Raw genomic sequence first — 18,310 nt, 5'->3', positions numbered from 1 at the left:
GGCAGTCGGCCCTAATTGCTGGACATTCATTACCTAATATCGTATAAGGAGTTTAATTGCGGTGGGTTCAGGCCTGCTCTGGACGGCCGTTCGCCGAGAATCCGGAATAGAGCGCCTGATGCTGTGCTACGGCTACTGCCCTCGGAGAATCAGGATCTGCACGTACGTTCAAATCGCAGCGACGCACGACGCGGCCCGACCAAAATCTGTACGAACGGTCACTCCTCGGTGGCGGCCCCGACGGAATCGAACCCTGCTGCGCGAGCGCGCTCGGCGATCCGCTCGGCGCGCGCCAGCAACGGTGCGTCGATCATCTCTCCATCGACGGCGAACGCCCCTCGATCCCCCGCTTCTTCACGCGCGGCGAGCACGCGATCCGCCCAGTCCCGCTGGGTTTCGTCCGGCGTGAACGCCTCGTTGATCGGTCCGACCTGTGCGGGATGGATGGCGAGTTTGCCGTCGAAGCCGAGTCGGACTGCATCGGCCGCATCGTCCCGAAGGCCGGCTTCGTCCTCGAAGTCGGTCCAGAGCGTGTCGATCGCGTCGACGCCGGCTGCGGCCGCGGCGGTCACGACCCGTTGTCGAGCGTACCTGCTCTCTGTTCGGTCTGCACTCGGCGAGGCGCCGACGTCGGCGGCGAGGTCCTCGGTTCCGAGGACGAGTCCAGTGGTTCCGCCCGCACTGGCGATCCCCGGGGCCTCCTGCACGCCAGCGGCCGTCTCGACGAGTGCCAGTATCGATCGTGGGAGGCCGTGCGTCCGGAGCAGTCCGCCGAGCCGCCGGACGTCGCCGGCGTCGCTCGTCTTCGGGAGCACGATCCCGTCGATCGCGTCGGCTGCCGCTGCAATCTCCCGAAGGTCCTCGCGGACCGCGCCCTGTCCGTTCGGTCCACTACCACGCTCGAATTCGATCGGATTCACGCGCACGAAGCACTCGGCGTCGGGAGCGAACGCGTCGTCCGCGAGCACCGATCGCACGGTTTCCCGCGCTTCGGACTTGCGCGCGGGTGCGACGCCGTCCTCGAGGTCGAAGACGAGGGCGTCGGCGTCGCTGTCTGCCGCACCGACGAGCATCTCGCGGCGATCCCCTGGGGTAAAGAGCACGCTCCGCCGTGGCATGTCGGGGGAATCGTCAGCGAGAACCGTAAGTCCCCTCCCCGCTGGGTCGGGCCTCGTCGCGCGATCAGTCGGGGAGCGTTAGTTCGCGCCGGTTCGTGCGAACTCGAGCAGCCGGTCGGCTCCGACGACGCCGTCGGCGAGCGTCCCGGCCGGTTCGCCCTCCTCGAAGCGGACGAAACTCGGCGTGCTTCGGATGCCGTACTCGGAGAGCGCGGAGAAGTCCTCGCCGGGGTCGACCATCGCGACGACGCCCTCGTACTCGCGGGCGACGCCGCCGAGGATCGGCTCCTGTGCGTCACAGGCCGGACAGCTCCGGGAGTAGAACTCCGCGAGGACTGCAGGCTCCGCTTCGACGAGCTCCTCGAGCTCCGGGACGGTCACGCGTCGTGGTTTCGTGGTGGTAGTCATACAAATCGGTACGCACTGGGGCCTCTTGGGTCCGTCGCGAGCCTGGGTGACACGGTGTACTTCGACATGGCCCTCGCTGCGAGCGGACCCGAACCGGCGGCGGACTCCCGTCTCGGCACCGTAGACGTGGCTCCCCGTCCACCGGAATCACTTTCCCGGATCCGGTCGACGCCTCGACCATGCCCGGGCGCTACTTCGAGGAGTTCGACGTCGGCGAGACGATCCGGCACGACAAGCGCCGCACGATCAGCGAGTCCGACAACCAGCGCTTCTGCGACATGACGATGAACCAGCAGCCCCTCCACCTCGACGCCGACTTCGCCGCGGACACGCAGTTCGGCGACCGCCTCGTGAACGGCCTCTACACCCTCTCGCTGGCCGTCGGTCTCACGATCCCCGAGACGACGGACGGGACGATCGTCGCGAACCTCTCCTACGACGACGTCGAGCACCCGGCGCCGGTCTTCCACGGCGACACGATCCGCGCCCAGTCGACGGTTACCGACGCTCGCGAGACCAGCGACGGCGAGCGGGGCATCGTGACGATGCACGTAGAGGCGTTCGTGGTCGATCCGGTGCGGGACGAGGCCACTGCCGACGCGAAGCGGCCGGTTCGCGATCCGAACGACGACGGCGAGGTGCTGGTCTGTTCCTTCGAGCGGACCGTGCTCTCCCAGAAACGGCCCGACGATCCGGACTGACGCAGTTCACGGGCGCCGAAAGAGTCCCGAATCGAGCGCAAGCGATTAGGCGGAGCGCACGGACTGTTCGCCAATGACGCAGCCGCCGTCCTCGGGGACCGGTCACTCCGGCGACGCGTCGGTCGACGGCGACTCGCTCGGTGGCGATTCGACCCGCGGCGCCTCCAGCGGCGACGAGTCGTTCACCGACACCGCACGCGATCGTCTCGCGGGGAGCGGTGTTCTCGACGACCTCCGGGACGACGACGGCGAGATCGCCCTGGGCCGTCGGGAGGCGCTGGCCTACGCGGGCGGCGCCGGGGTGGGTCTGGGCGGCTGGAAAGCACTGCACAACGTCGTGCTCGGATACGGCGTCCTCGCTGGAACGAACGTCCGCGACCAGGACACCGCCGCCCTCGTCGACCAGCACTTCGAGGTCCGCTCCGGGGTGACGGCCGTGAGTGGGTACGAGGTCTGGTCCGACGGGGATTCCGTCGGGGTGTACACCGACGGTGAGCGACTCGATGGGGTCACGATCGACGACGATGCCGGCACAGCCGAGCGGATCGACGCTACGTACGGTCTCGACGGATCGCCGGTGGCGCAGCTACAGGCCGACATGCGAGCGCTCGCCGATAACGAGGTGTCCTACGAGTTCTTCCAGACGGACGAGTTCCTCGAGCGCGTCACGAGTGCTGCAGCGCGGCCGTTCACCGTCGACGCTCTCCGTGGCCCCGTCTTCGACAGCCCCGACGCCGAGTTCGTCGGGGAGTTCGCCGACGTGGATCCTCGCGACGCCGGCGGTCTCGTCCAGGGCCTCAAGGACGGCTTCCGTGAGTACAGCTACTACGACGTTCCCCGGTACGCCGCGGGCTCCGTCGAGGACAATATCCTGCTCGGCGCCGTCGACCTCCGCAAATTCTTCGAGTCGCCGACTGACTTCCACGCGCTCGCCAACGGCGAGAACTCGGGGCTCTTCTGTACGGAACTGGTCAACCGTTCGATCGAGGCGTTCCACACCGTCCCGGCGACGGAGCAATCGCCACCGATCGTTGCCGGGTGCGTCTACGACGAGCGGCACAAACACTCCTACACCGTCCTCGCGAGCGCGATCCGTGACGACGACCAACTCGTGATCCCCGCGACCTTCGTCGACTACACGCACTCGACGCTCTACGACGACCTCCACCTCCGCTGGCTACTGGGCGAGGGCGTCGAGGCCTACAACGACCGGCACCGCGTGACCGAAATCTTCTGGAACAGCTACGCGTCGGTGTAACGGCCGGACGCGAGCAGGGACCCGCTGTTCCGTCCGTCGCGTCGGTGATTCCATCGTCTCATCGGAGAAACGCCTATACGCATCAACGTGTCATACTCACGCATGGTAGTCCAAACGGAGCGCGACGACATGACGTGGTACGAGTGTGAGAAGTGTGGACTGCTGTTCGACGACCGGAGCGACGCGAAACAACACGAGGGCAACTGCGACTCCGAGGACCCTTCCTACATCCAGTAAGGTCGTCGTTCCTTCCGCTCGCACCGTCCGACGCCGGCCCGTCTGCGACCCGTCCGGTCGTCGCTCGTCCGCTCCTGTTGACCCGTCCTCCCGGTTGCTTCCGGGTTAGATCCGCTCGCGATGCTCGGCAGCCAGTTCCTCCGCTCGTTCGAGTGACGGGGTCGGCTCCCAGCGGACCTGCTCGCCGGCGCCGTAGGCCAGTGCCTCTTTGAGTTCGTCCTTGAGCACCCCGGCGCCGACCTCGAGGACCTCCCCGTCGGCGTCGCCCACTTCGTAGACGCCGTAGCGCTCGGGTGCCTTACCGACCGTCGTGCGGGTGAGGTCGTTCCAGGCTTTGCGCAGGGGCATGAGTTACGGTTCGGTCGCGTCGCCCGGCTCCTCGGTGGACTCGTCCTCCTCCGGCGAAACGATCTCGTAGGATTGCTCGGCCATCTCGTCCTCCGCGAACACGAAGATTCGCCCTCGTGCGACCTCGGGTTCGCCCTCGATCACGATGGCGTGTCCGTCGGCGCGGGCAGTCACGCCGGGGAACAGTTCAGTCTCTTCGCCGGGTTCGACGAACACGCGGCCGACGCCGGTCTCTTCGAGGATGTCGTCGTGCGTCGAGCGATCGTTGACGTACGTCAGCACGCCCTCGCTGTCGGTCGGATCGGTGACGAGCACCTGCACGAGCACGCCGGGGCGAGTGCGGACCGACCCCTCGCGTTTCTGCGGAACGCCGCGATAGAAGGCCTCCCGCTCGTCGAGGTACTCGACGACGACGCCCTCTTCCCGGAGCTCGACGGGGAGGGTCGCAGGGGAGACTGTCGAACGATGGGACATGCGCGACGATTGGGCGTAGCGTGGGAAAAGCGCCGCGTTCGCGGCCGCCGTTGGCTCAGGAGCGTTCTCCGCTCGCGCCGCCACACCGTCAACGGTATGTAGTGGCATCCGGAGGGACGGATATGGACGGTCGGGCACGGGCACCGGGTGCAGGGACGGTGCTCAACGCACTGGCGACCGGGCGCGGATCGGCGTTCGCCATCGAGGCCTATACCACCGCCAGCGTCTCGCTCGATACGGAACTGGAGGTCGTGACGGGCGAGATCGCCGGGGCACCAGACGCGGACACGGCGTTAATCGAGCGCTGCGTCGAACTCGTCGTCGAGCGGTTCGGCGATGGCGAAGGCGGCGCGGTGCGGACCGAGAGTGACGTGCCGATGGCAGCCGGGCTGAAGTCCTCCAGCGCGGCGGCGAACGCGACGGTCCTCGCCACGCTCGACGCGCTCGGCGTCGCCGACGAGGATCCGACGCTCGTCGAAACGGGCGCCATCGATCGCGCCGACGCCTGTCGCATCGGCGTCCAGGCCGCACGCGACGTGGGCGTCACCGTCACTGGCGCGTTCGACGACGCCTCGGCGAGCATGCTGGGTGGCGTGACGGTGACGGACAACACCGAGGACGACCTGCTTGCCCGAGAGGAGCGCGACTGGGACGTGCTCGTCTACACGCCCGACGAGCAGGCCTTCACCGCCGACGCGGACGTCGATCGCTGCGAGCGGATCGCCGCGACGGCGGACCTCGTCGCCGAGCACGCTCTCGAGGGCGACTTCGCCCGGGCGATGACGGTCAACGGGTTCGCCTTCTCCGCGGCGCTCGAGTTCCCCACGGAGCCGATGATCGAGGCGCTGCCCCACGCCGAGGGCGTCTCGCTGTCGGGCACGGGCCCGAGCGTCGTTGCCGTCGGCGAGCGAACGGAACTCGAGGCCGTCGAGGCGATCTGGCAAGAACGGCCGGGGACGACGCGACTGACGACCACGCAGATCGAGGGTGCAACCATCCAATGACAGAGCACTCGAGGACGGACGACGCGAATGGTGAACAGACCGAACCGATCGAGCGACTGCTCGCAGATGAGGGTGAGTCGAGCGGTGCGAGGCCATCCTCGCCGCAACTTCGATCCGACGGCGGTGAACACGAGGGCATGCAGGACATGTCCCTCGACGAACTTCGCGAAGAGATCGAGTCGATCGATCGCGAACTCGTCGAGCTGATCGCCCGGCGGACGTACGTCGCGGACTCGGTCGCGGCGGTCAAGGACGAGCAGGACCTGTCCACGACCGACGAGGAACAGGAACAGCGCGTCATGGATCGCGCTGGCAAGAACGCCGAGCAGTTCGACGTCGACGCCAACCTCGTGAAGGCAATCTTCCGGCTGCTGATCGAACTGAACAAGGTCGAGCAGCGGGAGAGTCGCTGACGATTTTCCCAATCTCCTCGGTCGAACCCACCAGCACCCAGCGATTCGTCCAGCATCCCGTGGGCGATCGCACGATTACACCGAGACGGCGCCGACGATGAACCCGACGAGCGGCCCGGCGACCAGCAGGTGGTACAGGACGAGCAGTCCCTGTCCCGTGGCAGTAATACCCGACGGTGGTGCCAGAAAAACGGGGAGGAGCATGACGGCGAACACAGCTACCTCGACGGCGACGAAGTTCCGCACTGGCCGGTTCGTGAATCTGACCATCGCTGCGTAGGCGATCGCAGCACCGACGCCGGCCACGACCGTGGCGCCGATCAGCGGAGCGGCTTGGAACGGTGACGTGGAGCCGGACGCACCGAGTTCGACGCCGAGTGCGTCGACGATGGCCTGGACCACCAGTGCGAGGATCGCAACGCCAGCAGCCGCTGTCGTCCGTCGCGCGAGCGAAGCGCCCGAGTTCGGGACGGGATACCGTGCTTCTGTATGCTCCATCGAGTTAGCATACTATGCGGGTGTGACACGTAACAGTGGTCGAAGGTAACGGTAGTCGAAGGTCGAGTATCAGGAAGAGTCGGTTGCTCCTCGGTTGGGATCGCCAACCGACACACCACCGATGCGCCGGTCAGTGCTGGTGGTCGTGGTCGCCGTTCTCGCCGTGATCGTGGGCCTCACCAGCATCGTGCACGTGCTCGTGGGGATGGGGATGCTCGTGCTCGGCGCCGTCGGGGATGACCATCACTTTCACGCGCCTGACGGCGTCGAAGTCCCTGAGTTCGTTGGTGAGTCCGTGGATTCGGTCGGCGTCGCCCCGGCAGAAGAGTGACTCCAGACAGAGGTCGCCCTGGTGGGTGTGGCTGGTGTTGATGATGACGTCCTGGAACTGGTGCTGGACGCCGTGTAGCTCCTGGATGACGTCGTGGTGGCGGTAGTCGAACCCGACGAGCGCGACGAGTTCGTCCTCCACGTCCTCCAGCCGGGTGTGAGCCTCCACGTACTCGAGCATCGCCTCACGGACGGCCCGTGAGCGGTTCTCGATGCCCTGGGCCTGCCAGACCTCGTCGAACTCGGCGAGCAGGTCGTCGGGAACGTTCAGACTCGTTCGCACGCTCGCACCCTCGTACCGCGCGACCAAGAGCCTGCGGTATGACGATGTCCCTGCTGAGGTCATAACAATCGCTATAGGGCGAGTCGACGACGCCGATACCACGGTCGATGATTCACGTCGATGCACCTGGGGTGCTCGCGGGCGCGATCGTGCTGGGTCTGGTCCACGGCGTCGAACCGGGTCACGGCTGGCCGGTCGCCGCCGCGTACGCGATGGACCGATCGAACACCTGGGGCGCGGGGCTCGCGGCGAGTCTCCTGCTCGGCGTCGGGCACCTGATCAGCTCGATCGCGGTGGTCGTCGCGTACTTCTTCGCGATCGCCTACTTCGATCTCACCAGCCTCGACGAGCCGATCGTCGTCGCTGGCGTCCAGGTCGGCGGCCCGCTCGGGATCGTCGCCGGCATCCTCCTGATCGGACTTGGAATCCGGGAGTATTACGGCGGCGGACACGGTCACGCACACGGATCTTCGGAGCCACACGACGAGCACTCCCACGGCGGCGGTCACTCACGAGGGAACGCTCACGCCCACGATTCGGGTCACTCCCACGGTGACGACCACTCCCACCAGCATGGGCAAGCCCACGAGGACGATCATGTCCACGAGCATGGACACGCTCACGCGGACGATCACTCCCATGACCATCACGAAGACGGGGATCCCTCGGGCGTGCTCGGGCGCCTCCGCGGCGCGCTGCCGATCGGTGGCGGCGGGCACGAGCACCTAGACGAATCCACCGCCCATGACAGGGGACTCATGGGCATCGCGTGGGTCGCGTTCGTCCTCGGGTTCGCTCACGAGGAGGAGTTCGAGATCATCGCGCTCTGTACCGGGTCCGCGCACTGTCTGGAACTCATGCTCGCCTACGCGCTCACGGTCATTTTCGGCATCGTCGCGCTGACGATGGCGCTCCTCGCGGGCTATCAGCACTTTGAGGACCGCGTCGAGACGATTACACCCTATCTCCCGGCCTTCTCGGCGATCGTGCTCGTCGTTATGGGCCTCGGGTTCCTTCTGGGGCTGCTGTAGGCACCCCAGCCAGGCCGCTCCCCCGACGAGCGTCACTCTGGCTGGCTACCGCCCGTGGCTGACTCGTTGCTGGGGCCGCCCGACGGCGCCGTCTCCTCGACTGGCTCGATCGGCGCGTCCCGGAACCGATCCTCCGGCCGATCCGCTCGCTCGGCGAGGTCGTCCAGCAGGCGGCTGGCGATCGTCTCCCTGAGCTCGGCGGCGACCTCGCGATCGACGTCCAGCGCTTTGCTGTCGTCGCTGACGAGACTCCGGGACCCGGCGACGTCGACGTGTAGCGTCGCGAGTGCACGACGACGCTGAAAGATCGTCTGCGTATCTGCGACGGTCTGCACGCGGTGATACGGCACGATCTTCGTCGTGCGACTCCAGAACCCGTTGCGCGTGACGACGTGGTCGTCGGTCAGCGCGTAGCCGAGGTTGCGCCACTTGAGGTGAGCGGCGACGGGCACGAACGGCGCGGCGAGCAGGACGAGCCACCACTGGCCGCCCCACCAGCCCGCGGCCACCGCACCGTAGCTCACGGCAGTCAGGATGCCCAGGACGATCGAATAGCGGGCGACGTAGCGCGTTCGCGCCCGCTTCGGCGGCCGTTCGAACGTCGGCAACTCGACGGGTTCGATCGATTCGGCGAGGTCGACGACCCGATCGCGGCGAGCGATCGGGATCGCTGCCTCGCTTCCGCCTTCCTGGCCCGGCGAGAAGCCAGCGGTCTCGGCAGTCAGGGAGGCGTAACCGAATCGGCGGGCGAGGACGTTCTCGGTGATCGTGACTGCCTGGACCTTCGGGAGGGGGATCGTCCCGGAGAACCGCTGGAGGAGCCCGCGCTCGTAGCGGAGTTCGTCGCCGATCTCGTAGAGTCTGAACCCGTAGTAGTTCGTCACGGCGTAGGCCGCGCTCACGACCGCCGTCGCGAGGTAGATCGCGAGCACGATGGCGGGAAGGACGAGTACCGCGACACCCGCCGAGCCGCCGAGCAACTCGCCGATCTCGGAGAGGAAGGGCGTGAGCGCGAAGAACACGAGCGGCAAGATCCGGGAGTCCAGCGAGACGATGCCGAGGACGACCAGTTCCCGCGACGTCATCTCGAAGAGGAGTTCCCGTCGATCGGCGGGCCTAGCCTCGGCCTCCGCAACGCTCGCCTGGGTTCCGGTTTCCGCCGCTCGTTGCTCGCGACTGTGCTGCTTCCGCTCGCTGAGTTCGTCCTGCAGGCGGTCGGCCTCGGCCTTCCCGACGAACTGCAGGTGGGCTTCCGATTGGCTCCCACCAGCAGTTTCGACCCGCACCTCAGCGAGTCCAAGTGCTCGCTGCACGATCGTCCGCTCGATCGAGACGTTCTGAATGCGGCCGTAGGGGATCTCGCGGGACCGGCGGGAGAGTACGCCGGCGTCGATGTCCAGGGTGTTATCGGTCAGCGTGTACTCGAAGCGTCGGTAGTAGGCGTACTGCCAGCCGACGATCGCGACCAGTCCCAGGATGATCAGGACGCCCGTGACTGCGACGGCGAGCGCGCCGTCGAGGAACTGCGGAATCCCGAAGAACGCGAAGATGAGGACGACGATCAGGTTCCCGACGGTCCTGGCCGCCCGGTAGGGGACCGAGAGCGGGTGAAGCTTCATACGGCGGTGTCGTCCTCCGCAGCGATCGCGAGCTGTTTGAGCCGGCGCTGGTGCTCGTCGGCACGATCGGCTTCGATGCCGGGAATCGTCACGTCGGCGCCCCGGGAGCCGGCAGTGTACACCACGAGCGTCGAGAGCCCTGCCACCCGATCGACCGGACCGCGGGCGGTGTCGACGTGCTGGATCCGAACGAACGGGACGACGGTTCGGACGCGAGTCAGGACGCCCCGTTCGAGGTAGATCGCGTCCTCACGGAACTCGTACTGCCAGGCGCGGTAGCGGAAGATCGCGTGGGTGACGGAGAGGACGAGGATCACCGCGGCGAGACCGGCTGGCGCGAGCAGGGTGACCTCCAGCCACTGCCAGGTCGCTCCGACGGCAATCGCACCGAGGAACAGTGACCAGCCCAGCGCCCTGACGATCCAGATCGTCCGGATGCGCGGATGGAGCGACCGTTCGGGGACGGTCAACTCGGCAGGATCGATCTCGCCTGCGTCCGGTGCGTCGTCGGGCGCTTCAGGTGTGTCGTCAGTTGCGCCCGACGTGTCGCCGGCCACATCATCGGCAGCACGCTCCGTGGGAGTCACCGGTTCGTCCTCGGCGCCGTCTGGCGCGGCGGTGTCGGCGTCGGGACTGGTCGATCCGTCCGTCTCCTCTACCCCGTCGATTTCCGGCGGGTCGTCCGCCGGATCCGGATCGTCACCGGAGGCTCCTCGCATACGTCCACTCGTCGGCACCGGACGGTGAAAAAGGGCGGCGTCGCGTCGCAGGGCCTGCTACGGGGAGATCGTCTCGACTACAGTTCGATCCACTGGCTGTCGACGTTCTTGTCGAGCAGTCGCCAGCGGTGCTGGGCGCCCGCCCCCGTCGTTCGGACCTCGACGACGGCGTCGAACAGTGGTTCGAGTAGCTTGATGTGGTCGTCGTCGGGTGCGAGCCGGAGGTGGAAGTGCCCCATGCCGTTGACGTCACGGACGCGTGCCGTCACGACGTGCACCAGCCGAAACACCGTCTCGGGGTCGTGCTCGGCGAACAGTGGGCCGAGAGCGTCGAGGCAGACTCGGAACTCGGCGGGTTCGGGCCCCTCGCCGGCGGTGACGGCGTCGATCTTGTCGGCGACGGCCTGCCCGAGCGGCCCCAGCAGGTCGCTGTCGACGATCGTCGCGTCGCGCTCCTCGCCTGGATCGCCGTAGGTAATCAGGTGCGTCTCGCCATCGGCGTCGGTTGGCGGGAGCCAGCCACAGGTCCCGCCGGGCGTCGTTCTGACGACGAGTCTGGTGCGTGGTGCGTCCGTTCCGAGGAGTCGCTGACAAACGCGCTCGTGGGCGGTCCGGTCCTCCGCACCGACGACCACGACGTTCGATCCGTTGCGTTTGAGCGTCGCGAGCGCCTCCGAAAACGCCGAGCCGTCCTGTGTGCCGCCGGCCTGCTCGGACCGCATTCTTACATAAATCTCTGTGCAGGATCCAATAAGCATTGTGGCCAAATTTCTATTGACACGTTCACAGAAAAAGCAAGCAAGCGACAGGGTGGCTGTCGTTCGTGTCGGATCGTCAGCGCTCGGGCTGGCGACCGTGCTTCGGTACCACCTGGCGATCAGAGACGCTTCGAGACGTAGGGGCCGTCCTGGCGATAGCCGAGTTGCTCGCGGTAGTACTCGCGTGCGCCGATGCCGGCAATGACGGCCAGCTTCTCGTAGCCGCGCTCCCGCGCGATGGACTCGGCGCGCTCGACGAGGCGCCGACCGTGCCCCTGGTGCTGGAAGCCAGCGTCGGCCTCGTCCGCCTGCGCGGCATCGTCCTCGGTGCCTCCGGGCTCGCCGATGCCGAGTTCGCTCCCGTACACGTGGAGCTCCCGAATGATGGCCGCGTCCTGTAGCTCGCGACGGATCGGATCGCCCGGTTCGCGGAGCCGGCAGAAGCCGATCAGGAGGTCGCGATCGAAGTCCTCGATGGAGCAGAAGTGCTCGGTCCCGCCTGCGACCTCGTAGGTGTCGACGCGAAGCTCTGGGGATTCCGGCACCTCGTCGTTCATCCCGACCTCGCGACAGCGGATGCAGTCGCAGGTCCAGCCGTGCTCGTCCATCCGCTGTCGTGCGAGCTGGCGCAGGTTCGACTTCCAGACGCCGCCCTCGATGATCGTCGCCGGGATGTCGCGCTGGACCCGCTGGAGGCGGGTGTACCGGGGCAGCATCGACTTGATCTCCGCGACGAGTTCGGCGGCCTCGTCGTTCCCGAGGGGCTCGAACTCGCCGCGACGGAACATGTCGTACGTGACGGTGTCCTCGACGATCAGCGTCGGGTAGATCTTGAGGTAGTCCGGGCGCCACTCCGGCCGCTCGACGAGTCGGCGGAAGTCCTCCAGTACCATCTCCTTGGATGCACCGGGCTGCCCCGGCATCATGTGGAAGCCGACCTTGAACCCGGCGTCGCGTAGCCGCCGGTTCGCCGACACCGCGGCCTCCATGCCGTGCCCGCGGTGCATCTCGCGGTTGATCCGCTCGAAGGTGGTCTGCACCCCGACCTCGACCTTCGTGCCGCCGAGACGGAGCATCCGGTTCACCTGCTCGGGGTCACACCAGTCGGGCTTCGTCTCGAACGTGATTCCGATCGCGCGAACGTCGCCAGTCTCGTTCCGGGCGATCACGTCCTCCGTGTAGTGGTACTCGCCGGGAGTCCGGGCGACCGAGCGGTCGCGTGCAGCCGGCCGTTCGGGCGCGAAGCTCTCGTCCTCGGCGGGATTCGGCTCGGCGTCGGGATCGAAGTCGTTCATCGCCCGCAGCGCCTCCTTCACGAACCACTCCTGATAGTCGTGGCTCCGCGCGGTCATCGTTCCGCCCATGAGGATCAACTCGACCTTGTCCACGGGGTGACCGATCTCCCGAAGCTGGTTGAGCCGGAGCGTGACCTGGCCGTAGGGATCGTAGTCGTTCTGCTCGCCGCGCGCCGCGGCGGGCTCCAACCCGGTGTAGCTCTGAGACGACTCGAACTCCGAGTCAGGGCCGCCTGGGCAGTAGAGGCACTTCCCGTGTGGGCAGGGCGCCGGACTGGTCATGATCGCGACCGGCGAAACGCCGGACGCCGTCCGGACGGGCTTGCGGTGCAGCACTTCGGCCAGTTCGTCCCGACGGCCGTCGGGCGCCCGGTCGAGCAGCTCCGTGTGCTTGGGCACCTTCGAGGCGGAGTACTTCGAGCAGACCTCGAGTTTAGCAGACTCGACGTCGTCCCGCTCGAGTTCCCCGGCGAGGACTCTCTCGACCAGTTCCTCACAGGCCTGCTCGAAGCCGTCGCCGGTGCTCATCGGCTGAAGGATCGGGGAGGGCGCGGATTAAGGGTGACGCTACGGAGCACCGCCACCCGGAGCACCCGATTCCATCTCGTCCGCAATCGATCGGGGCCCACGCCTCGCTGGGGCGGGACACCGCCGAATTCCGGCCGATATCGGGCTCGGGGCAACCAACGGTTTAACGATCGGGTTCGTACCGCCGTCCATCGGCCAGCCATGGCGATAGAGAATCAACCGGGCGTCCGTGCCCTCATTCGCCGGACGCTCGACGCCCCAGCGGACGCTCGCGAGGCCGTTCCGGCGCTCGTGGACGCGCTCGACCACGACGATCCGGTGGTCCGCGCCGGCGTCGCCTGGGCGATCTGCGCCGTGGCAACAGCCCATCCAGCGGACGCGCCGGTGATCGTCCGCCGACTCGACGGTCGCCACGGCCACACCGCGGCGATGGCCGCGAACTGGATCCGCCGAGAGCTAGACGTCGACGCCGGGGCTTCGACCGCCTCGAGCCCTGCTCCCCCCTCGTCCAGCGCAGACGACTCCGCCGACGACCCGGCCGACTCCGCCGACGAATCGCCGTCCACCCAGCTTTCAGGACGCTCGGAGTCCGGGGCGGACGCTGACGACGACGTAGACCGACAGCGCGACGAAGAGTCGAGCGACGACCCGACCGATTCGGGCGATCCGATCCGCGAACGACCGGACGAGGTGGTCCAGAACGGCCAGTTCACCATCGAACTCGCACGGACCGACCTCGACGCCCTCGAGATCGTCGAGCCAGTCGAGTCCGATCGTCACTCCTGGACGTATGCCGGCATGGCTGGCATCGACGCGGAACGCCACGCCGTACTCGTGCGGACCTACCGGTCGCCTCTGGGCGCACGCCACTCGACGTTTTCCGGCGCCTTCGAGGACGTGCTCGCTGACTGGGACGGCGTCGACGATCACGAGAACGTCCTGACAGTCCACGACTTTGGCCGCCGACCACACCCCTGGATCGTTACCGGATATGCGCCGCGTACGCTCAGATCGGTCGGTCGCCTCCCGGTCCAGGCGGCGCTCCGGGTTGGCCTCGACGCGGCGAAGGGTCTCGCTCACGCCCACGAGAAGGGCATCACCCACCGGACGCTCGATCCTCGCAGCATCGCGCTCGATAGCGAGCAGGGCCGCCCGGTCGGCAAACTCGCGAACTTCGGGATCGTCGACGCGTTCCAGGCCGTGGACGGCCCGCTCCCGCTCGATTCCAGGTTCGCCGCACCGGAGCTGTTCGACTCGTCTCACGGTGCAGTCGACTGGCTCACCGACGTCTATCAGCTCGGAGCCGTGCTCTACACGGCCTTCGCCGGCCGACCACCGTATCGAGAATCCCTCGTCTCCCATGGTGGTCCGGCCGGCCTCTCCTACGAGCCGCCCTCAAGCGTCGTCGAGGACGTCCCCGTCGCAGCCGATCGGATCGTCGCCAAGGCGATGGCGACCCACAAGATCGCTCGCTACGAGAGCGCCGACGAGTTCGCCCGCGACCTGCAGAGCGCACTCTCGGAGGTCGAGGACGGGACATGACGGTCCTGGAGGGCGTACGATGATCGCCCCGGCCAGTTTCCAGCCGATCCAGCACGCCGGCCAGCCGCTGCTCGCTCCACTGCAAACCAGCCCAGCACCTGACGTAGGCACTGCCGTCGTCTCGATCGTCGGTGCCGCGATGCTAACGCTGCTCTCCCTCCGCCTCACGTTTCTCGCCGTCCGAACGCGTACCAGCGTCGCGCGTCCCCAGGCGGCGCTGTGGGAGTACTTCGGCTTCGCGGGCGTCGTCGGGGTGCTCTACGGTAGCTTCACACTGCTGCAGCACTGGCTCGACGTCCGCCTCGATTTCCTGAATGGACTCCTGCTCGCTTTCACTGTACTCTTCGCGTTGGCGATGCGGGAGGCATACTTCAACACGACGCTCGCGAACGCCGAACTCGATCGCCTCGGTGAGTACAGACTTCGCCGTGCGCTCGAGATTGGGTTCGTGGCGATCGTGCTCGTGATCTCGGTCGGGCCGCTCGTTCGTCGGAGTCGCATCTTCACGGTCCTCACCGCGGCAGCGGGCTTCACCGTCGTCGGATACGGGCTCTACTTCCAGTTCAGACGAAGTCGGACGCCTGCCACGCGCGGGACTCTCATCGACACGCTCCTCCGCCAGACCGTCCCCGTCCTCGTCTTCGCTGGCGGCGCACTCGTGGCACCGGCTCTCGCGCTGGGCGTCGCCTCTCCGACCGTCGCGAGCGCCGTCGCCGCCGTCTTCGTCGTGGTCACCGCGGCGTCGCTCATGACGGTCACGATCAAACTGAGCCAGCACCTCTCCTCGCGGCGCTGAGGCTGTTGGATTCGAGATCGGGAAGCGGTCGTGATCAGGAACGAAACGAAAAACGCGCCGCGTTCAGGCCTCGATCGAACTCGCCAGCACGCCCACGACTGCCTCGATGGCTGCGTCGCGGTCGCCCGGGAGGTACTCGATGTGGCCGTCGGCCCCGCCGACCGCTTCGATGGCGGGCGCGGAGTCGTCGGCAGCGGATGCGATTTCGCGGACGTCGACGGACTCGGTCGACCGGACGAGCAGTTCGTCCTCGCCAGCCCCGATCGTGACGACGGCGCCGGCCGCCGCGTCCCGTTCACGACGATGGAGTTCGTCGACGAGGAGCGCCGTCGGCGGGAAGTCGAAACGGTGCGTGAACGCGTCTGTGTCGAGCACGGCGAAGCGGACGCCGCCGGTCTCGCGCACGACCAGGTTGTCCCGGGCGGTCGCGACCTCGGTGTCGAGCTTCTCCCGGAACTGGCCGGCGACGTGCTCGGCGAGGTCGATCGCCCCGTCGAACAGCAGGTCGGCGACGAGTTCGCGCTTGTCGTTGTATCGCTGGTAGTGGGCTTCGAGCGCGAGCGCCTCGCGGATCGCGCGAAGCTCCTCGTGCGTGTAGCCTGCGTCCGTCGCTGCCGCGCTGTAGGCTTCTGGCACGTCCTCCCAGTAGCCGACGGCAGGAACGTGAGCGAGGTCCTGGGTGGCCGCAGGGCCGACAGTCGCACCGAGTGCTGCGCCGAGGGCAGCGTTCGAGAGGTCGACGTCGACGCCAGCGAGGTGAGGATTGACCACGACGTCGCCGACGCGCTCGACGCCCTCGTCGGGCTGGGCGCTGTCGAGCACGATCCGGTCGACGCCGTACACGTCGAGGAGTTCGACGGCTTCCTGGGCTTCGACGGAACTCCCGACGCCTACGAGCACGATGAGGGGTAGCTGCTCGCCGTGGCGCTCGCGGTCCTGGAGCATCCGAGTCAGGTCCGAGGTCGCTGCGTCCATCCCGTAGAGGGGGTCGTCGAGCGGACGTCGGTGGACGACGTGGTAATCTGGCTCGGCGCCGCCGGCATCGGTCCGGGCCCGGGCGAAGGCGCCTCGCTCGATCGCAGCGCCCGCGGCGTACCCGTCCGCAGTTGCGGGGTGTCGGAGTACGACGGGCCGTTCTTCGGCGAGGGCCTGGCGGACCGCGGTCGCGGCCTCGACGATGCCGTCCGCGAGCGGAGCGGCGGGATCGTCGTCCGCGACGAACTGCGCGTCGTCGGGGCGAACGGCGTCTGCCATCGCGGCGGCGACGCGCTCGGTGATCGCGGACGCCTCGTCGTCGACGAGTGTTTCCAGCGTTTCCGTCTCGACCTGAATATCGCCCCTGCGGCGCTCGACGGTGCCGTCGATCCGAACGACGTCCCCGACGTCGACTTCCGGGTAGGCGCGAACGCCCGCGCCATCGAATGCAGCGCAGTCGACGGTACCGGCGCCGTCCCGGAGTTCGATGATCGTCGGGCCACCCGTCTGGTGGATGCTCGTCACCTCGCCCTCGAGACGAACGAACTCGCCGACGGCGTCTTCGAGGTCACCGACGTCCATCGATTCGGGCTCGGCGGACGCGTCAGAACTGGTCGCCGATGTAGCACTGGTCGCTGCGGAAGTCGTCGCGGTGGCGCCGTCGCCACCGCTGCTGGTGGTCTCGGCGGTCACAGCGGCGTCAGATTGCTCGGTGTCGGTTACAGACTCGGTGTCGCTGGCGGGTTCGGCGACGCTCGATGACTGCTCGTCGTCTTCGCTCCCGTCAGCACCGCCGCTCGAGGCGTCCCGAGCGGGCGACGGCGTCTTGCCGCCGTCGCTCTGGCGCTGACGGACGTCTTCATTTCCCGACGACTCGCCCCCACTCGTCGCTGCGTCTGGACCAGCGTTCGAGTCCTCTGCTGACTCGTGTCGTCGTTCGCCATCGGGGCTGTCGACGAGAAGGCCGCGGAACTCGCGCTCGTCCTGTCGGATCGACCAGGCGAGGTCGACGTTGCCGTTGTCACGGACGCCCGTGACCTGGACGAAAACCTCGTCGCCGGGCTCCCAGGAGAGGCTCTCGAGGCGCTGGTCGAGTTCGCTCTGGTGGAGGAGGCCGGTGACGGAGTCGCCGATGTCTACGAACACGCCGAAGTCGGCGTAGCCGTCGACGGTGCCTCTGTAATATCGGTTCGGGGTCAGCTCGTTGGGGGAGGTTCCCTCGAAGACGAAGCCGACGTCCTCCTGATGGACGTCACAGACCTCGCCATCGACGGTCGTCCCGCAGATGATGCAAGAACCCATTTGCAGAAGAGGAATCACCCTGGCCTAAAACGGTTGTCGAAACGCTCGTGGGAGGAGCGGGCATTGCACAGTGCTATCGTGCTACAGTGGGGTAGTTCCGGGGACTGTGCTGACGGTCGTTGGAACCAGGCTACTCGGTGACGGCCGGTCGACGTGGTACCGACATCGCAGTGGTCGTCAATCCTGCCTCGTGCGTCACTGCTTCGTAGTCGTAGCACACCTGAGAATCGCCCAGGCCCGTCGAGCAGCTCGTAGCTCATCTGAGAGCACCCCGGGTCCTCGAGTAGCACGATCATTATCAGGTAGAAAAACCACTGTATCGATGATGATTGGGCCTCGGTGAGGCTCCCCGGAAACGGCCAGTATGTGCTTCCTATTGCAGTTAATCAGCTGATACGACTGGTTCTCAATCGATGAAATTCCGCGGATACCCTTATGTGGGACCTCCGGATTGTTGTGGTATGGCAACGACTGACAACTCGATCGATGGCATGACCGAGCACTGTGAAGCGTGTGATATGGACACGCTACACGAGGTCAACGTCCAGATCAAGACCGAGAGCACCACCTCCGAGAACGCGCACTACTCGCGCGAGCCCTACAGGGTCAAGGAGTGCCAGCAGTGCGGCGAGCGCTCGAGCCAGCGGATGAACAACGCGTAACGCCAGTCGTT

Annotated in this window: 19 protein-coding genes and 1 pseudogene; 9 read left to right on the top strand and 11 right to left on the bottom strand. The window is 67.0% G+C overall.

Annotation, left to right across the window (positions count from 1 at the left end; all coding sequences use genetic code 11):
- Positions 1-218: 218 nt before the first annotated feature.
- Together L593_RS01510 and L593_RS01505 are read right to left on the bottom strand one after the other, a co-directional pair.
- On the bottom strand, positions 219-1,118 hold the full coding sequence (locus L593_RS01510) for a CoA ester lyase (protein ID WP_020445150.1): 900 nt from the start codon (positions 1,116-1,118) through the stop codon (positions 219-221).
- Positions 1,119-1,196: 78 nt separating this feature from the next.
- The gene (locus L593_RS01505) at positions 1,197-1,526 is read right to left on the bottom strand and encodes a co-chaperone YbbN (protein ID WP_081638618.1); all 330 of its coding nucleotides are present in this window, start codon (positions 1,524-1,526) and stop codon (positions 1,197-1,199) included.
- 179 nt (positions 1,527-1,705) lie between these two features.
- On the opposite strand from L593_RS01505, the gene L593_RS01500 reads away from it, so the two are divergent.
- The 3 genes from L593_RS01500 to L593_RS16350 all read left to right on the top strand — a co-directional run bounded on the left by L593_RS01500 (position 1,706) and on the right by L593_RS16350 (position 3,722).
- The gene (locus L593_RS01500) at positions 1,706-2,227 is read left to right on the top strand and encodes a MaoC family dehydratase (RefSeq protein ID WP_020445148.1); all 522 of its coding nucleotides are present in this window, start codon (positions 1,706-1,708) and stop codon (positions 2,225-2,227) included.
- A gap of 73 nt (positions 2,228-2,300) precedes the next feature.
- Positions 2,301-3,485 carry a hypothetical protein gene (locus tag L593_RS01495; RefSeq protein ID WP_020445147.1) on the top strand — a complete coding sequence of 395 codons (1,185 nt, stop codon included), beginning with the start codon at positions 2,301-2,303 and terminating at the stop codon, positions 3,483-3,485.
- A 102-nt stretch (positions 3,486-3,587) separates the two neighbouring features.
- Positions 3,588-3,722, top strand: coding sequence for a hypothetical protein (locus L593_RS16350; protein ID WP_020445146.1), 135 nt, complete (start codon positions 3,588-3,590; stop codon positions 3,720-3,722).
- Positions 3,723-3,827: 105 nt separating this feature from the next.
- Here the strand turns inward: L593_RS16350 and L593_RS01485 are convergent, their stop codons facing one another.
- Both L593_RS01485 and L593_RS01480 read right to left on the bottom strand, forming a co-directional pair.
- Positions 3,828-4,070 carry a hypothetical protein gene (locus tag L593_RS01485; protein WP_020445145.1) on the bottom strand — a complete coding sequence of 81 codons (243 nt, stop codon included), beginning with the start codon at positions 4,068-4,070 and terminating at the stop codon, positions 3,828-3,830.
- Between the two features lie 3 nt (positions 4,071-4,073).
- Positions 4,074-4,544, bottom strand: coding sequence for a DUF5796 family protein (locus L593_RS01480; protein WP_020445144.1), 471 nt, complete (start codon positions 4,542-4,544; stop codon positions 4,074-4,076).
- Positions 4,545-4,666: 122 nt separating this feature from the next.
- On the opposite strand from L593_RS01480, the gene L593_RS01475 reads away from it, so the two are divergent.
- Both L593_RS01475 and L593_RS01470 read left to right on the top strand, forming a co-directional pair.
- Positions 4,667-5,548 (top strand): shikimate kinase, encoded by an 882-nt coding sequence (locus L593_RS01475; RefSeq protein WP_020445143.1) that lies wholly within the window; start codon positions 4,667-4,669, stop codon positions 5,546-5,548.
- A 137-nt stretch (positions 5,549-5,685) separates the two neighbouring features.
- Positions 5,686-5,961, top strand: a complete 276-nt coding sequence (locus L593_RS01470; protein WP_049894246.1) for a chorismate mutase — start codon at positions 5,686-5,688, stop codon at positions 5,959-5,961.
- Between the two features lie 75 nt (positions 5,962-6,036).
- Here L593_RS01470 and L593_RS01465 read toward each other — a convergent pair whose 3' ends face one another.
- Together L593_RS01465 and L593_RS01460 are read right to left on the bottom strand one after the other, a co-directional pair.
- Complete coding sequence (locus tag L593_RS01465; RefSeq protein ID WP_020445141.1) at positions 6,037-6,459, bottom strand: DUF6069 family protein; 423 nt, start codon at positions 6,457-6,459, stop codon at positions 6,037-6,039.
- A 226-nt stretch (positions 6,460-6,685) separates the two neighbouring features.
- Positions 6,686-7,072: pseudogene (locus L593_RS01460) on the bottom strand (CopG family ribbon-helix-helix protein); the annotation flags it as partial.
- Between the two features lie 107 nt (positions 7,073-7,179).
- On the opposite strand from L593_RS01460, the gene L593_RS01455 reads away from it, so the two are divergent.
- On the top strand, positions 7,180-8,103 hold the full coding sequence (locus L593_RS01455; protein ID WP_020445139.1) for a hypothetical protein: 924 nt from the start codon (positions 7,180-7,182) through the stop codon (positions 8,101-8,103).
- 32 nt (positions 8,104-8,135) lie between these two features.
- Here the strand turns inward: L593_RS01455 and L593_RS01450 are convergent, their stop codons facing one another.
- From L593_RS01450 to L593_RS01435, 4 genes are all read right to left on the bottom strand, one after another.
- On the bottom strand, positions 8,136-9,722 hold the full coding sequence (locus L593_RS01450) for a PH domain-containing protein (protein ID WP_020445138.1): 1,587 nt from the start codon (positions 9,720-9,722) through the stop codon (positions 8,136-8,138).
- Positions 9,719-10,192 (bottom strand): PH domain-containing protein, encoded by a 474-nt coding sequence (locus L593_RS01445; protein ID WP_049894245.1) that lies wholly within the window; start codon positions 10,190-10,192, stop codon positions 9,719-9,721. The genes L593_RS01450 and L593_RS01445 overlap by 4 nt, the downstream gene beginning before the upstream one ends.
- Positions 10,193-10,518: 326 nt before the next feature.
- Complete coding sequence (locus L593_RS01440; RefSeq protein WP_020445136.1) at positions 10,519-11,163, bottom strand: hypothetical protein; 645 nt, start codon at positions 11,161-11,163, stop codon at positions 10,519-10,521.
- Between the two features lie 155 nt (positions 11,164-11,318).
- Positions 11,319-13,022, bottom strand: coding sequence for a tRNA uridine(34) 5-carboxymethylaminomethyl modification radical SAM/GNAT enzyme Elp3 (locus L593_RS01435; RefSeq protein WP_020445135.1), 1,704 nt, complete (start codon positions 13,020-13,022; stop codon positions 11,319-11,321).
- Between the two features lie 201 nt (positions 13,023-13,223).
- On the opposite strand from L593_RS01435, the gene L593_RS01430 reads away from it, so the two are divergent.
- The gene (locus L593_RS01430; protein WP_020445134.1) at positions 13,224-14,564 is read left to right on the top strand and encodes a protein kinase; all 1,341 of its coding nucleotides are present in this window, start codon (positions 13,224-13,226) and stop codon (positions 14,562-14,564) included.
- A gap of 19 nt (positions 14,565-14,583) precedes the next feature.
- Entirely contained in the window at positions 14,584-15,360 is a 777-nt protein-coding gene (locus L593_RS01425; RefSeq protein ID WP_020445133.1) for a hypothetical protein, read from the top strand.
- Positions 15,361-15,423: 63 nt separating this feature from the next.
- Here L593_RS01425 and L593_RS01420 read toward each other — a convergent pair whose 3' ends face one another.
- Positions 15,424-17,637: an OB-fold nucleic acid binding domain-containing protein gene (locus L593_RS01420; protein WP_020445132.1), complete on the bottom strand. Its 2,214-nt coding sequence runs from the start codon at positions 17,635-17,637 to the stop codon at positions 15,424-15,426.
- 461 nt (positions 17,638-18,098) lie between these two features.
- Between L593_RS01420 and L593_RS01415 the strand changes: the two genes are divergently transcribed.
- Positions 18,099-18,299 carry a hypothetical protein gene (locus tag L593_RS01415; RefSeq protein WP_020445131.1) on the top strand — a complete coding sequence of 67 codons (201 nt, stop codon included), beginning with the start codon at positions 18,099-18,101 and terminating at the stop codon, positions 18,297-18,299.
- The last annotated feature ends 11 nt before the right edge of the window (positions 18,300-18,310 follow it).

Source organism: Salinarchaeum sp. Harcht-Bsk1 (assembly GCF_000403645.1).
In the GTDB taxonomy this organism is placed as follows: domain Archaea; phylum Halobacteriota; class Halobacteria; order Halobacteriales; family Salinarchaeaceae; genus Salinarchaeum.
Note: the sequence above shows the minus strand (reverse complement) of the source record. Positions and strands in the feature narration are given on the sequence as shown.